The sequence below is a fragment of the Allobosea robiniae genome, assembly GCF_900102525.1.
GTDB lineage: Bacteria > Pseudomonadota > Alphaproteobacteria > Rhizobiales > Beijerinckiaceae > Allobosea > Allobosea robiniae.
Genome location: NZ_FNBZ01000004.1, coordinates 357,080 through 371,487 on the forward strand (window position 1 = coordinate 357,080; position 14,408 = coordinate 371,487).

Consider the following 14,408-nt stretch of genomic DNA (forward strand, 5'->3'; position numbering starts at 1 on the left):
GTTACTTCTCGGTTTCGACCAGGCCCTTCACGAAGAGCCTCTGCATGGCGATGACGACGAGGACGGGCGGCAGCATCGCCAGCATGGCGGTGGCCATGGCGAGCTGCCATTCCGTCAGAGCGTCGGCGGTGACGATCATCTTCTTGATGGCGATGACGATGGTCTGCATCGAGTCCTTCGTCGTCACCAAGAGCGGCCAGAGATACTGGTTCCAGCCATAGATGAACTGGATCACGAAGAGCGCCGCGATCGTCGTCATCGAGAGCGGGAGCAGCGTATCCTTGAAGAACCTGAACGGGCCGGCGCCGTCGATCTTCGAGGCCTCAAGCAATTCGTCCGGGATCGTCATGAAGAACTGGCGAAAGAGCAGCGTGCCGGTCGCCGAGGCGATCAATGGGATGGCGAGGCCCTGATAGGTGTCGAGCATGTTGAGATCGGAGACGATCTTGAAGGTCGGGAAGATGCGGACCTCGACCGGGAGCATCAGCGTGATGAAGATGATCCAGAACGCCGCCATGCGGAACGGGAAGCGGTAATAGACCACCGCATAGGCCGAGAGCACGGAGATGAAGATCTTTCCGAGCGCGATCGCCATCGCCATGATGAAGGAGTTCAGCATCATGTGGATCACCGGCTCGCGCGTCGTGCTCGACGTGCCCACGAACAGGATGCGGTTGTAGTTCTCCAGGAAATACGGGCCGGGATAGAGCGGCATCTGGCCGTTGATCACGGTCGCGGCGTCCCAGGTCGAGGCGACGAAGGTCAGCCAGACCGGGAAGGCGACGATCAGCACGCCGATCGTCAGGATGATATAGGCGATCAGGTCGCCCAGGCGGCGGTCCTCGACCATCAGGTGGCCCTCTCCATCGCGCGCAGCAGATCGGCCAGCGCATCGGCGCAGGCATCGAGACAGGCCTGGCCCTTCTGCGGCGTGGCGCGGCGGGCATCGCCGACGACGCCGGTCTCGGTCATCTCCCGGAAGGAGCGGTGGCGCGAAACGACCTGCCGGCGGGGCGCACGGTCCAGCGCGCCGAAGGCTTCGGACAGGCGCGGCTCGCGCACCGAGCCCGGCGCCAGCACCATCATCATAGAGGTCTCGACCTCGCAGGCATGCTGGACGCCCTTCTGATCCTCCAGGAGAGGGCCGAGCGCCGCCTCCGCCAGCATGAAATAGGTGGTCGCCTCGACATGCAGCCGGGTCTCGCGGGCGAAATCGGGCAGGAAGGCGGTGAGCGCGGCGATGTTGCCGCCATGGCCGTTGACGATCAGCACACGGTGGAAGCCGTGGCGCTCGATGCTCTTGAGGAAAGACAGCAGCACGGCGCGATAGGTCGGGATGTCGAAGGTAAAGGTGCCGCCGAAGGCCATGTGGTGCTCGGCCATGCCGCACCAGAGCGTCGGCGCCACGACGACGTCGACATCGTCGGCCCGCTCGGCCGCAGCCTTGCAGACGCCGCCGCACAGGATGGTGTCGACGCCGACGGGCAGATGTGGGCCGTGCTGCTCGATCGAGGCGACGGGAAGGACGACGATCGCGTCCGCCGCCGCCTTGACCCGCAGCTCCTCGGCGGTCAGGTCCTGCCAGAGTACGGAGGCCATCAGTAGCTCACCTTGCGCTCGATGAAGCGGAACTGCACCGCGGTCAGTCCGATCACCATGATCAGCAGCAGCACCGATTGCGCCGCCGAACCGCCGAGATTGGAGCCGCCCTTGCCGTCGGAGAAGACCTTGTAGACCAGCGTCTCGGTCGCGCCCGAGGGGCCGCCCCCGGTCACCGTGTCGATGATGCCGAAGGTGTCGAAGAAGACGTAGACGATGTTGACGACGAGCAGGAAGAAGGTCGTCGGCGAGAGCAGCGGGAAGACGATGGTCCAGAACCGGCGCATCGGCCGGGCGCCGTCGATCACCGCCGCCTCGATCACGCTCTTGGGGATCGATTGCAGACCGGCGAGGAAGAACAGGAAATTGTAGCTGATCTGCTTCCAGGTCGCGGCGAGGATGACCAGCAGCATGGCGTGGTTGCCGTTGAGACGCGGATTCCACGGGATACCCAGCGATTGCAGGCCACGCGCGAGCATGCCGAGCGAGGGATCGAACATGAACAGCCAGAGCACGCCGGCGATGGCGGGGGCCACCGCATAGGGCCAGATCAGCAGGGTCTTGTAGATCTCGGCACCGCGGATCTGGCGGTCCGCCATCACGGCGAAGAGCAGCGCGATCGAGAGCGAGAGAACGCAGACGAAAGTGGAAAAGATGGCGGTGTTGATGAAGGCCTTGAGATAGCCGGGATCGGCAAAGAGCGCCTGGTAATTCTCGAACCAGACGAACTGCGTCGAGATGCCGAAGGCATCCTCGAGCAGGAAGCTCTGCCAGACCGCCTGGCTCGCCGGCCAGTAGAAGAACACGATGGTGATCGCGAGCTGCGGCAGAAGCAGCAGGAAGGGGATCGTCAGCCCCTTGAAATATGCGTTCTTCTGCATCGGCTTCCTTGGAACGAGACGGCCATCCCGGGCGCAATTGCCCGGGATGGCCTCAGCTATGCAAGAGCGAAACGCTCAGCGGGCCGCAGTGCGCTCGAACTGGCGCAGCATCTGGTTGCCGCGATCGACCGCCGCATCCAGCGCCGCCTGCGGCGACTTCTGGCCGTTCAGCGCCGCCTCCAACTCCTCCGACCAGATGTCGCGGATCTGGACGAGGCTGCCGTAGCGCAGGCCCTTCGAGTTGTCGGTCGGGGCCTTGTTGGTCAGCTCGAGGATCGGGGTCTCGAGATAGGGCTTGTCCTTGTAGAAGCCGGACGCCTTGACCTTCTCATAGGCTGCCTTGGTGATCGGCAGGTAGCCCGACTCGGTATGCAGCTTCACCTGGCGGTCGACATTCGAGAGGAAGGTGAAGAACTTGGCAACGCCCTTGTATTCGTTCGCCTTCTTGCCGCCCATCACCCAGAGCGAAGCGCCGCCGATGATCGAGTTCTGCGGAGCGCCCTGCACGTCGGCATAGTACGGCATCGCGGCGTTGGCCCAGTCGAACTTGGCGTTCGCCTTGACGTTTCCGAAGAAACCCGAGGAGGTCAGGAAGATCGGGCATTCGCCCGAGGTGAAGCGGCCTTCGCCATTATTGGTGCGGCCGGAATAGTCATAGGTCTTGTCCTTCTGCAGCTCGACCAGGTTGGTCCAGTGCTTCAGGAAGGCCGGGCTCTTGTTGAAGTTCAGCACGGCGTCGGCGCCGGCCATGCCGTTGACCTTGGTCGAGAGCGCGATGTTGTGCCAGGCCCCGAACTGCTCGATATTGGCCCAGGGCGCCCAGGCGTTCGAGACGCCGCATTTGTCATAGCCGGCGGCCTTCAGCTTCTTGGCGGCCTCGAAGGTCTCGGGCCAGGTCTTCGGCGGCTTCTCGGGGTCGAGGCCCGCCTTCTTGAAGGCGTCCTTGTTGTACCACATCACCATCGACGAGGAGTTGAACGGCATCGAGAGCATCTCGCCCTTGGCCGTCGAATAATAGCCGCTGATCGCCGGCAGATAGGCCGCCGGATCGAATTTCTCGCCGGCTTCCTTCATCATCTCGTGGACCGGCTTGATCGCGCCCTTGGCCGACATCATCGTGCCGGTGCCGACCTCGAAGACCTGCAGGATGTGCGGCGCCTGGCCGGCGCGGAAGGCGGCGATGCCGGCGTTCAGCGTGTCGGGATAGGAGCCCTTGTAGACCGGAACGACCTTGTAGTCCTTCTGCGAGGCGTTGAAATCCTCGGAGAGCTTGACGACGACGTCGTTATTGGCGCCGGTCAGCGCGTGCCACCACTGGATCTCGGTCTGCGCGAGGGCAGGCGAGGCGCCGGCCAGCGCAAAGGCCGCGACCGACATCAGGATGCGCGATTTGATGCTCATGGAATGTCTCCCTTCCGCGGGCGGGCGCCGCCGCGGTTCTTGTCGTTGGTGCGCAAGCTAGCATGAAGCGCAGGCGACATTTCAATGACAAATCGATGACGACCAGCGCAATCAGCCTATGGTCTGGGTCGGAGGTCCGGCATCGACCGTGACGGCCTCTCGCTTGCACATTCCGGCAGAACCGGCTGATCTGCGCTCCCCGATCCGAATCCGCCTGTGGATGCCACCATGCCCAGCCTCGACCTTGCCGTGACCACGACCCTGCCCGCGGATGCCGAGGCCGCCGCGCTCGCGGGCCGCGTCTGGCGTCCCGATCTCGGCGGGCCCGCCGTGGTGACGCTGCGCGGCGGGCAGGTGATCGATGTCACCCAGAGCTTCGCGACCAGCCGCGACCTCTGCGAGAACGCCGATCCGGCGGCGGCGTTGCGCGCGGCGCAAGGCGAGGCGATCGGTTCGCTCACCGACATCCTCGCCAACACGCCTGTGGACGGCCGCGACCCGACGCGGCCCTGGCTGCTCTCGCCGCTCGACCTGCAGGCGGTGAAGGCGGCCGGCGTCACCTTCGCGGTCTCGATGCTGGAGCGCGTGATCGAGGAGAAGGCGCGCGGCAACCCGGCCGCCGCAGCGACGATCCGCGAGGAGATCGGCAAGCTCATCGGCGACGATCTCTCGAAGCTCAAGCCCGGCTCGCCCGAGGCGATGCATCTCAAGGACGTCCTGATCAAGCAGGGCGCCTGGAGCCAATATCTCGAGGTCGGCATCGGGCCGGATGCCGAGATCTTCACCAAGGCGCCGCCGATGTCGACGGTCGGCACCGGCGCTGACGCCGGCCTGCATCCGGCCTCGAGCTGGAACAACCCCGAGCCGGAGATCGTGCTGATCGTCGCCTCGGATGGGCGGATCGTCGGCGCCACGCTCGGCAACGACGTCAACCTGCGCGATGTCGAGGGCCGCTCGGCCCTGCTGCTCGGCAAGGCCAAGGACAACAACGCCGCCGCGGCGGTCGGCCCCTTCATCCGCCTGTTCGATGCCGGTTTCACGCTCGACCATGTCCGCCGGACGACGGTGACGCTGACGGTCGAGGGGCAGGACGGCTTCCGGCTAGAGGGCTCCTCCTCGATCGCGAAGATCAGCCGCGACCCCGCCGATCTCGCGGCCCAGATGATCGGCCCGCATCATCAATATCCGGACGGGGCGGCGCTCTATCTCGGCACCATGTTCGCGCCGATTAAGGATCGCGATGCGCCCGGCGGCGGCTTCACCCATAAATACGGGGACATCGTCACCATCGCCGCACCCGAGCTCGGCAGCCTGGTCAACCGGATGAAGCGCACCGATGAATGCGCACCCTGGACCTATGGCGCCTCGCATCTGATGCGTTACCTGGCTGGGCGCGGACTGCTCTGACCCGGCACCGGAACGGGCGAACTGACAGAAAGGCAGCAGCGAAACCGCGGGTTCTTACCGAAATTCGGCGAGAACCTGCCTTTCCGTCAGGCAGCTGGTAAGTTTTTTCTGCCACAGAGCGGGCTGGACCAGGAGGGTTCGGCGTGGCGATGAGCGAAATCGGGACAGAAAACTCCCAAGTCGACGGCAAGGATTTCATCGGCAAGGGAGCAGCGACGCGCTTGGCCGGCTCGCCCCTCGCCTGGATCGTGGCTTTCGCCGCATTGGCCGTCGCGGCGCTGATCCTGCCGCTGCGCCTGCCGCTCGGGCCCAATGCCTGGGATACGGTGGTCTATCTCGACGCGATCCAGCGCATCGGCCTCGGCCAGGTCCCGACCATCGATTTCTTCGCGCCGATCGGTCCGCTCGGCTTCTATTTTGCCGCCGGGCTCGACGCCGTTTTCCCCGATGCGCAGCCGATGCTGCTGATCAACTGGGCGTTGCTGCCGATCATGCTGCCGGTGCTGGCGCTGCTCGCCGGCGAGGTCGCCCGGCGCTCCCGCCCGCAGGCTTTGGCGCTGGTGCTGCCCTTCCTGCTGTTCGCGGCGCTGCCGATCAACCTGCACGGGCTCTACCCCTCGCCCGGCTTCGACGGGTACGGCTTCTACAACCGCCATGTCGCCTTGCAGCTCTACTTGCTGATCGCGACCCTATTGTTCGTGCCGCGGCGCAGCTTGCAGATCGCGCTCGTGGCCGTGCTGATGCTGACGCTCTTCCTGACGAAGGTCACGGGCGCCGTCTCCGGCACGCTCCTCGTCGGCTACGCCACACTGAGCGGCCGGATGCGCTTCCGCGATGCGACCATCGCCGCCGGGCTCGTCATCCTCGCACTGGGCGTGCTGGAACTCGCGACCGGGCTCAGCTCCGCCTACATCATCGATATCCTGACCCTTCTCGGCCTCAACACCGGTACGCTGCTGCCGCGCTTCCTGACCGTGGCCTCGGTCAAGTTCAACGTGATCGGCCCGTCGCTGGTCCTGCTCGCCGTGCTCGCCTACGCCTCCTGGCGCGACGGTTTGCCGGCGACGCTGGCCGGCTGGCGGGCGCTCGCGGATGCGCCGATCGGCTGGTTCGCAGCAGGCCTGTTCGCGCTTGCCCTGTTCGAGACGCAAAATACCGGCTCGCTCGAATTCATCGGCCTGTGGCCGATCCTCCTGCCGCTCATCCTCGACTGGTGGGAGCGGCGCAACGACCGCATGCGGCCGGTGGTCCTCGTACTGACGCTCGCTGTCTCGCTGCCGAGCGCCGTCATCTGCATGGAGCGCGGGATGCGCGCGGTGATGGGCGGGGCGACCTATGTCGCACTCGACGTGCCCGATCTCGGGCCGCTCGGCCGGATCAGCGTGAAGCCGGACATCGCCGCACGCGCCGCCGCGATGCTCGACCACTACGCGACGCAGCCCGAAGGCTATCGCGACCTGATCCGGCGCGACATCCTGCCGTCCTACATCCTCTATTCGGAGATCGACTACCAGGCGACCTGGATGCTCGAGATCCAGCAGGCGGTGACCGCGATCAAGGCCTGGGAAGCCGCCAACAAGCGCGAGCTCAACGGCTTCTTCACCTTCGATTTCGTCGATCCGCTGAACTATCTGCTGCAGCGCATGCCGCCGCGCGTCGTGCCGGTCGGAGTCGATCCCGGCCGCAGCACGCCGGACCTGCAGCCGGGCACCATCGAGGCGCTCAGGCAGACCGACGCGATGCTGATGCCGAAATGCCCGGTGACGACGCCGCGCGAGATGATCCGCAGCCATTTCGCCGCAGCGCTCGAAGGGCGCGAGCGGATCGCGCTCGCGCCCTGCTGGGACATGTATTTGCGGAAGTGACCGGGATCAGCCGGCCGCGGTCTGCCCGGCTTCCCAGCCGAGGATGGCGCGCTTGCGCGTCAGGCCCCAGTGATAGCCGGTCAGCGCGCCGGACTTGCCGATGACGCGGTGGCAGGGAACCACGAAGGAGATCGGGTTCTTGCCGACCGCCATGCCGACGGCCCGCGCCGCGCTGGGCTTGCCGATATGGTTGGCGACCTCGCCATAGGTCGTGGCGCAGCCCACGGGAATCCGGAGCAGCGTCTCCCAGACCCGCACCTCGAAATCGGTGCCGATCAGGACGACACGCAAAGGCGTCTCCGCCGACCAGGCCTTGGGCTCGAAGATGCGGCCGGCATAGGGCGCCGTCAGGACCGGGTCGTAGTGATAATCGGCATGGGGCCAGCGCCGCATCATGTCGGCCAGCGCTTCGGCCCGCCCGCCGACGACCTTGCCGCCATCGGCGCTGTTCGAGACCCAACCGAGGCCCGCGAGGCCGCGCTCCGTGATCACCACCAGCGCCTCGCCGAAAGGCGATGCGTGGAAGCCATAGGAGAGCTTGAGACCTTCGCCGCCGGTCTTCCATTCGCCGGGCGACATCGCCTCATGCGTCACGAAGAGATCATGCAGGCGGCCGGGGCCGGAGAGGCCGACCTCAAGCGCCGTGTCGAGAATGCTGGCCGAGGAGGACAGCAGCCCCTTGGCATGGTCGAGCGTGATCGCCTGCAGGAAAGCCTTCGGCGTCAGGCCGCACCAGCGGCGGAAGAGGTGATGGACATCGGTCGGGGTCGCGCCCGCAGCCTCGGCGATCGCCTCGATCGTCGGCTGCTCGCGCCAGTTATGGGTGATGAAGGAGAGGATGCGCCGGACGGTGTCGTAATCGGAGCCGGGGGCGACGGCCGGGAAATCGGCCTCGCTCGGCGTCGCATCGGTGGCGCGCGCCAGCACCGCATTGGAGAAGCGCGTCGGGGTCATCGCCGTTTTCATCGGAGCATGAGCGTTCATTGGAACCTCGCATCATCAGTCATGATGCGAATCTAGGGTGTCCACCATGCCGTTCCCACCCGAAAGCTGGCAAGGGCGGGGTTGCGCGGCGGCGCGGCCGGGCATCTAACAGCACCATGACCTCTCCAGCCGACGCCATCATCGATCTCTACCAGCGCCACGCCGCCACCTATGACGGCCTGCGCGGCAAGACGCTGATGGAAGGCCCGTGGCTCGCGCGTTTCCGGGACCTGCTCGCGCCCGGCGCCACGATCCTCGATATCGGCTGCGGCACCGGGCAGCCGATCGCCCGCCATTTCATCGAACAGGGCCATGCCGTCACCGGCGTCGATTCCGCCCCGGCGATGATCGCGCTGTGCCGGACCCGCTTTCCCGAGGGCGACTGGCAGGTCGCCGACATGCGCCGCCTCGCCCTTGGCCGCCGCTTCGACGGGCTGATCGCCTGGGATTCGTTCTTCCACCTGACGCCAGAGGACCAGCGCGGCATGTTCAAGGTCTTTGCGAGCCATGCCGCGCCGGGCGCGGCCCTGCTGTTCACCAGCGGCCCGGCCCATGGCGAGGCGATCGGCAGCTTCGAAGGCGAGGCGCTCTATCATGGCAGCCTCGATCCCGGGGAATACCGGACCCTGCTGGCGGAGAGCGGTTTCGCCGTCATCGACCATATCGCCGAGGACCCAAGCTGCGGCGGCCATACGATCTGGCTCGCTGCAGCGGCTTAAGGCGTGCCGTAATCCGGCCCGCGGCGGGCGCTCGACAGGGCCGAGCCCAGCGCATCGGCGAAGCCGGAACGCTCCTGCGGCGAGAGTGCGGAGGCGATCGCGACGCTCTGCCCGCGCGAGACCAGCGTCAGAGCGAGCAGGCCGTAATCCTCGTCCGTCTGGCGTTCGAGCCGGGTCCAGGCCGGATTGAAGCGCCAGACCGCCTCGCGCCCGTGATGCGAGACCTTGCGCAGAAAAACCTCCAGCGGCGTCACCACGATGCGCTCGAAGGCGCGCGCATGCCGGAAATTGACGTGGAAGGCGACGAAGAGCGCGACGATGTCGAGCCCGAAGAAGCCCGCGACCGGCCAGGCACCGAGCAGGACGAAGGGAAGCGAGGAAATCACGCTGGCGAGGCAGACCAGCGTCATCACGATGCGGAAGCCGTTCTGGCCGAGCGAGCGGTGCGGCGTGATCGTCGCGTCGAAGACCGGCCGCTGCGACGCATCCGCGATCTCGCTGCCAAAGCTATCACTGCCGAGGCTATTGCCGGGTGTCATGCGGCGATTATAACGCCGTCATGGATCAGCGGAACAGGCCCCCTCGCACGGCAGCGCCGGCAAAGCGCATCACGTTGCCGCGCGCGCGCAAGCCGGCGGAGATCCGCGAGATCTTCACCCGCTTCCAGGCCGCGAATCCCGAGCCCAAGGGCGAGCTGGAATCGGTGAACGCCTTCACGCTGCTGGTTGCGGTCGTGTTGTCGGCGCAGGCGACCGATGCCGGCGTGAACAAGGCGACGCGCCCGCTCTTCGCCATCGCCGACAGCCCTGAGAAGATGCTCGCGCTCGGCGAGGAAACCGTGCGCGACTACATCAAGACGATCGGGCTCTTCCGCACCAAGGCGAAGAACGTGATCGCGCTCTGTGAGCGATTGATCGCCGAATTCGGCGGCGAGGTCCCGGCGACGCGCGAGGCATTGGAGAGCCTGCCCGGCGTCGGCCGCAAGACCGCCAATGTCGTCCTCAACATCGCCTTCGGCGAGATCACCCATGCGGTCGACACCCATGTCTTCCGCATCGCCAACCGCCTGCGCATCGCGCCGGGCAAGAACGTGCTGCAGGTCGAACTCGGGCTGGAGAAGGCCGTGCCGCCGGAATTCGGCCGGCACGCCCATCACTGGCTCATCCTGCACGGGCGCTATACCTGCAAGGCGCTGCGGCCCGAATGCCTGCGCTGCATCCAGAACGACCTCTGCGATTCCGCGGACAAGCGGATCGCTTGAAGCTCAGTAGCCCCGCTCCGGGTCAACCAGGTTGAGCAAGGGCTCGCCCGCCTCCAGCCGGCCGATCTGCTGGGCAACCGCCGTGGCGATCGCTTCGGGTTCCGACATCGCCGAATTATGCGGCGTCACCGTCACGCCCAGATGGCTCCAGAGGGCTGAGTCCACAGGCAGCGGCTCGGTCTCGAAGACATCGAGCGTCGCGCCCTTGAGCGTGCCGGCATCGAGCGCGGCGAGGATGTCGTCCGCGACCTGCAAGCCGCCGCGTCCGGCATTGATCAGGAACGGCCCGCCGAGGCGTCCGTCCTGCGCGAGGCCCGAAAGCAGCTCGGCATTGATGATGCCGCGCGTATCCGGCGTCAGCGGCAGCAGGCTGACGAGGATGTCGGTCCGGGCGAGGAACGCCTTCATGCCGTCCTCGCCGGAGAAGGTCTGGAGACCCTCGATGGTCTTTGGCGAACGGCTCCAGCCGGCGACGTCGAAGCCGATGATGGCGAGCTTGCGCGCTGCATCCTGACCGAGCTCGCCCAGCCCCATGACGCCGACGCGGACCGCGCGGGCGGCCGGCTGGTTGCGATCATCGTCCCAGAGCGCCTCGCGCTGCTGGCGGTCGTAGCGGCGCTGCTGGCGCAGGTAGATCAGGCAATGCAGGACGATATACTCGCTCATCCGCGTCGTCAGATCGGGATCGACGATGCGTGCGATCGGCGCCGCCGGGAGCTTGTCGTCGGCGAAGAGGAAATCGACGCCGGCGCCGAGCGAGAAGATCGCAGCGAGGTTGGGCAGACCGGTCAGGCTGCCGGGCGGATGCTTCCAGCTCGCGACGTAATGCACGGCGCGACGGTCGAAGGGCTCGCCGAGGACGACGACGGGCATATCCGGCAGCAGCGCCTGGAAGCGCGCCCGCCAGTCCTCGATATGCCAGCCGGTCATGGCCAGAAGCAAACTCATCCCGACACCCTCTCCGTAATCCGTTCCGCGACCAGCGGGCCGCGCGCCGCACCCTCTCCGATCCGGTAGGCCTTGCGCAAGCGCTCGCTTGCCGCAGCGTAGCCGTCCTCGTTGCGGGCATGGACGATGCCGAGCGGCCGGTCGAGCCCGACGCCGTCGCCGATGCCTGCCAGCGCGACGATACCGACGGCATGGTCGATCGGGTCCTGCGGCCGCACCCGCCCGCCGCCGAGCGCTACGACGGCGAGTCCGACTGCGCGCGTATCGACGGAAGCGACGGCGCCCCGCGTTTCGGGATAGACCGGCTTCACGACCGGCGCGGCGGCGAGATGCTTCTGCGGCGCCTCCAGCAAATCGGCCGGGCCGCCCAGCGCGACGATCATCCGGGCGAAGCGCTCCGCCGCGGCGCCGGAGGCGAAGGCCTGCTCGATCTTCGCACGGGCCTTGTCGAGATCCGGGGCGAGCTTGCCGAGCAACAGCATCTCGGCGGCGAGCGCGACCGTGACCTCGTGGAAGCGCGGCTCGCGGCGGCGCCCGGTCAAATGGTCGAGCGCATAGGCGACCTCGAGCGCATTGCCCGCGGCCGAAGCGAGCGGCTCGCTCATATCGGTCAGGAGCGCGTTGGTCGGCAGGCCGGCGCCGTTGGCGACGCCGACCAGCGCCTGCGCCAAAGCCTGCGCCTTACCGTAGTCGGGCAGGAAGGCGCCGGAGCCGAACTTCACGTCCATGGCGAGGCCGTGCAGGCCGGCGGCGAGCTTCTTCGACAGGATCGAGGAGACCAGCAAGGGAATGGTCTCGACCGTCGCAGTGACGTCGCGGATGGCATAGAGGCGCTTGTCGGCCGGCGCGAGATCGGCGGTCTGGCCGATGATGGCGCAGCCGGCTTCCCGCACCACCTTGCGGAAGAGATTGATACCAGGCTGGGTGACATAGCCCGGCACGGCGTCGAGCTTGTCGAGCGTACCGCCGGTATGGCCGAGGCCGCGGCCGGAGATCATCGGGACATGGCCGCCGCAGGCCGCAACCGCCGCCGCGAGTGGCAGGCTCACCGTATCGCCGACGCCGCCGGTCGAGTGCTTGTCGAGAGCGGGGCCGGGCAGATCGTCCCAGTGCAGCACCGTGCCGGAATCCCGCATGGCGAGCGTCAGCGCGACGCGCTCGCGCTCATTCATGCCGTTGAAATAGACCGCCATGGCGAAGGCGGCTGCCTGCCCTTCGCTGACAGAGCCATCAGGCAATCCGGCGATCAACTGGCGAATATCGGCATCGGACAGTTCCGCACCGTCGCGCTTGGCGGCGATGATCTCCTGGGTCAGGCGCATCAGTACCCCCCGCGCGGCGTAGCATCGGGCGCGGCGCCGGCGATCGCGTCCACCAGCGCCGTATAGAGGCCGCTGGCGCCGAAGCGGAAGGTCGTGGGCGTCGCCCAATCCTCTCCCATGATCGCATCGGCGAGGTCGAGATAGCGCGTGGCGTCGGCCAGCGTCCTGATGCCGCCGGACGGCTTCAGCCCGACGGGGCGGCCCATTTCCGCGATGACGCTGAGCATCACGCGCGCAGCCGGGATACTCGCAGAGTTCGCGGTCTTGCCGGTCGAGGTCTTGATGAAATCGGCGCCGGCCGCGATGGCTAGCTCCGAGGTCGTCCTGACCTTGTCGAGATTGGGATATTCGCCGGTCTCAAGGATCACCTTCAGCCGCCGCTCGTCGCAGAGCCCCTTGACGTTGCGGACCATGGCGGCCGCCGCCGTGGTCTGGCCTGCTAGAACCGCCCGCCAGGGCAGGACGAGGTCGATCTCGTCGGCGCCGGCCGCGAGCGCCTCCTCCGTCTCGCGCATGGCCGGGGCGATCGGCGTGTCGCCATCGGGGAAATTCACCACCGTCGCGATGCGAACGGGGCCGTCTCCCAGTTCAGCGCGTGCTGTCGCGACGAAGCGCGGCCACAGGCAGATCGCAGCGACCGGCACCGGGCCCGACACGGCGCGCCGGCAGAGGTCGCGGGTGCCTTCCTCCGTGGCATCGTCGGCAAGATCGGTGAGATCGAGCAGGGCGAGCGCGCGCCGGGCGAGATCGGCATCGGACATGGCTTACAACTCCGACAGGAAGGCACGCAGCAGGCGCCTGAGCGCCCCTGCCGCAAGGGATGCGACATCGCGCGTCTCGGTATGGTGCGGCGTGCCACCATGAAGGCCTGCGCCCATATTGGTGACGATGGACAGGCCGGCGACGCGCAAACCGCAGCGCCGCGCCAGGATGACCTCCGGCACAGTCGACATGCCCACGAGATCGGCGCCCAGCACCTTCGCCATGCGGATCTCGGCCGGCGTCTCGAAGCTCGGCCCGGTGAACCACATGTAGACGCCTTCGCCGAGCGACAGCGCCGCCTTTTCGGCCGCGCGCTTGAAGCGGCCGCGCAGATGCGGGTCATAGGCATCGACCATGGGCACGAAGCGGCCGTCGCCCCTGTCGCCGATCAGCGGATTGGGGCCGTTCAGGTTGATATGGTCGGTGATGAGAGCAAGGCTGCCCGGACGCATCTCCGCCGAGAGCGAGCCTGCCGCATTGGTCAGGACCAGCGGCGGCGAGCCGAAGGCGGTGAGTACGCCGAGCGGAACCCGCATCACCGTGGAATCGCCGCCCTCGTAGTAATGGGCGCGCCCCTGGTAAATCAGGACCTTGCGGCCATGCAGCGTGCCATAGCAGAGCTGGCGGGCATGGCCGGAGACCTCGCCGCGCGGAAAGCCGGGCAGTTCGGCATAGGGAATGCGGATCGCGTCCTGGACATCCTCGGCGACGGCGCCGAGGCCGGTGCCGAGCACGATCGCACAATCGATCGCGTCGATGCCCCGGTCCGCCAGGATGGATGCCACCTCGTCGAAGGCCGGATCGGCCGCCATCGCATGCTCCCTTCCGGCCGCCGGAGCAGCCCAAATCACCGCGGCAAATTGGCCGGTCCGAAGGAGGCTGGCAACAGTTCCTCCAGCGTGAAGCGCGCCCGGATGCCCTCCGGCCCGGCGATGGCGACGGGGGTCTCCGGCAATGCGAATTCGCGGATGCGCTGGCGGCAGGCGCCGCAGGGCGTGACCAGCTCGGCCCCCTCGCCGAAGACGAGCACCGCCCGGATCGCCTTCCCGCCGGCCGCGATCATCGCCGCGATCGCCCCGGCCTCGGCACAGGAGCCGACGGGATAGGCGGCGTTCTCGACATTGCAGCCGGCATGGACGGCGCCGTCATCGGCCAGCAGCGCGGCACCGACCTTGAAGCGCGAATAGGGTGCGTAGGCGCGCGGCTGGATGGCGGCGGCAGCGGCGAACAGGGCCTCGAAATCGATATCGGCCGGCAAA

At 67.1% G+C, this 14,408-nt stretch carries 15 protein-coding genes; 4 read left to right on the plus strand and 11 right to left on the minus strand.

The window, feature by feature from the left end; all coding sequences use genetic code 11:
• Nucleotide 1: 1 nt before the first annotated feature.
• From ugpE to ugpB, 4 genes are all read right to left on the minus strand, one after another.
• Nucleotides 2–850: a sn-glycerol-3-phosphate ABC transporter permease UgpE gene (gene ugpE, locus BLQ70_RS13510; RefSeq protein WP_061970937.1), complete on the minus strand. Its 849-nt coding sequence runs from the start codon at nucleotides 848–850 to the stop codon at nucleotides 2–4.
• A complete protein-coding gene (locus tag BLQ70_RS13515; RefSeq protein WP_091857393.1) occupies nucleotides 850–1,599 on the minus strand; it encodes a creatininase family protein in 750 nt (249 codons plus the stop codon). The genes ugpE and BLQ70_RS13515 overlap by 1 nt, the downstream gene beginning before the upstream one ends.
• Complete coding sequence (gene ugpA / locus BLQ70_RS13520) at nucleotides 1,599–2,480, minus strand: sn-glycerol-3-phosphate ABC transporter permease UgpA (RefSeq protein WP_091857395.1); 882 nt, start codon at nucleotides 2,478–2,480, stop codon at nucleotides 1,599–1,601. Before ugpA ends, BLQ70_RS13515 begins: the two co-directional genes overlap by 1 nt.
• Before the next feature lie 75 nt (nucleotides 2,481–2,555).
• On the minus strand, nucleotides 2,556–3,881 hold the full coding sequence (ugpB, locus tag BLQ70_RS13525) for a sn-glycerol-3-phosphate ABC transporter substrate-binding protein UgpB (RefSeq protein WP_091857397.1): 1,326 nt from the start codon (nucleotides 3,879–3,881) through the stop codon (nucleotides 2,556–2,558).
• Between the two features lie 228 nt (nucleotides 3,882–4,109).
• Here ugpB and BLQ70_RS13530 point away from each other — a divergent pair, with 228 nt between their 5' ends.
• The gene (locus tag BLQ70_RS13530; protein ID WP_091857399.1) at nucleotides 4,110–5,288 is read left to right on the plus strand and encodes a fumarylacetoacetate hydrolase family protein; all 1,179 of its coding nucleotides are present in this window, start codon (nucleotides 4,110–4,112) and stop codon (nucleotides 5,286–5,288) included.
• Between the two features lie 143 nt (nucleotides 5,289–5,431).
• Nucleotides 5,432–7,153: a hypothetical protein gene (locus tag BLQ70_RS13535; RefSeq protein ID WP_139163543.1), complete on the plus strand. Its 1,722-nt coding sequence runs from the start codon at nucleotides 5,432–5,434 to the stop codon at nucleotides 7,151–7,153.
• 6 nt (nucleotides 7,154–7,159) lie between these two features.
• On the opposite strand, the gene BLQ70_RS13540 is transcribed toward BLQ70_RS13535, so the two are convergent.
• Nucleotides 7,160–8,107: a methylated-DNA--[protein]-cysteine S-methyltransferase gene (locus BLQ70_RS13540; protein WP_091857787.1), complete on the minus strand. Its 948-nt coding sequence runs from the start codon at nucleotides 8,105–8,107 to the stop codon at nucleotides 7,160–7,162.
• A gap of 146 nt (nucleotides 8,108–8,253) precedes the next feature.
• Between BLQ70_RS13540 and BLQ70_RS13545 the strand changes: the two genes are divergently transcribed.
• Nucleotides 8,254–8,856 (plus strand): class I SAM-dependent methyltransferase, encoded by a 603-nt coding sequence (locus BLQ70_RS13545; RefSeq protein WP_091857403.1) that lies wholly within the window; start codon nucleotides 8,254–8,256, stop codon nucleotides 8,854–8,856.
• On the opposite strand, the gene BLQ70_RS13550 is transcribed toward BLQ70_RS13545, so the two are convergent.
• A complete protein-coding gene (locus tag BLQ70_RS13550; protein WP_091857405.1) occupies nucleotides 8,853–9,395 on the minus strand; it encodes a DUF2244 domain-containing protein in 543 nt (180 codons plus the stop codon). The two genes, BLQ70_RS13545 and BLQ70_RS13550, sit on opposite strands and share 4 nt — an antisense overlap.
• A gap of 20 nt (nucleotides 9,396–9,415) precedes the next feature.
• Between BLQ70_RS13550 and nth the strand changes: the two genes are divergently transcribed.
• The gene (gene nth, locus BLQ70_RS13555) at nucleotides 9,416–10,117 is read left to right on the plus strand and encodes an endonuclease III (RefSeq protein WP_091857407.1); all 702 of its coding nucleotides are present in this window, start codon (nucleotides 9,416–9,418) and stop codon (nucleotides 10,115–10,117) included.
• A 3-nt stretch (nucleotides 10,118–10,120) separates the two neighbouring features.
• Here nth and BLQ70_RS13560 read toward each other — a convergent pair whose 3' ends face one another.
• The 5 genes from BLQ70_RS13560 to BLQ70_RS13580 are packed head-to-tail and all read right to left on the minus strand — an operon-like array spanning nucleotide 10,121 to nucleotide 14,407.
• The gene (locus tag BLQ70_RS13560; protein ID WP_091857409.1) at nucleotides 10,121–11,065 is read right to left on the minus strand and encodes a 2-hydroxyacid dehydrogenase; all 945 of its coding nucleotides are present in this window, start codon (nucleotides 11,063–11,065) and stop codon (nucleotides 10,121–10,123) included.
• Nucleotides 11,062–12,387 carry a thymidine phosphorylase gene (gene deoA, locus BLQ70_RS13565; RefSeq protein WP_091857411.1) on the minus strand — a complete coding sequence of 442 codons (1,326 nt, stop codon included), beginning with the start codon at nucleotides 12,385–12,387 and terminating at the stop codon, nucleotides 11,062–11,064. The genes BLQ70_RS13560 and deoA overlap by 4 nt, the downstream gene beginning before the upstream one ends.
• The gene (gene deoC, locus BLQ70_RS13570; protein ID WP_091857413.1) at nucleotides 12,387–13,148 is read right to left on the minus strand and encodes a deoxyribose-phosphate aldolase; all 762 of its coding nucleotides are present in this window, start codon (nucleotides 13,146–13,148) and stop codon (nucleotides 12,387–12,389) included. Before deoC ends, deoA begins: the two co-directional genes overlap by 1 nt.
• 3 nt (nucleotides 13,149–13,151) lie before the next feature.
• On the minus strand, nucleotides 13,152–13,961 hold the full coding sequence (locus BLQ70_RS13575; protein WP_091857415.1) for a purine-nucleoside phosphorylase: 810 nt from the start codon (nucleotides 13,959–13,961) through the stop codon (nucleotides 13,152–13,154).
• Between the two features lie 35 nt (nucleotides 13,962–13,996).
• Nucleotides 13,997–14,407: a cytidine deaminase gene (locus BLQ70_RS13580; RefSeq protein WP_244512016.1), complete on the minus strand. Its 411-nt coding sequence runs from the start codon at nucleotides 14,405–14,407 to the stop codon at nucleotides 13,997–13,999.
• Between the last annotated feature and the right edge of the window lies 1 nt (nucleotide 14,408).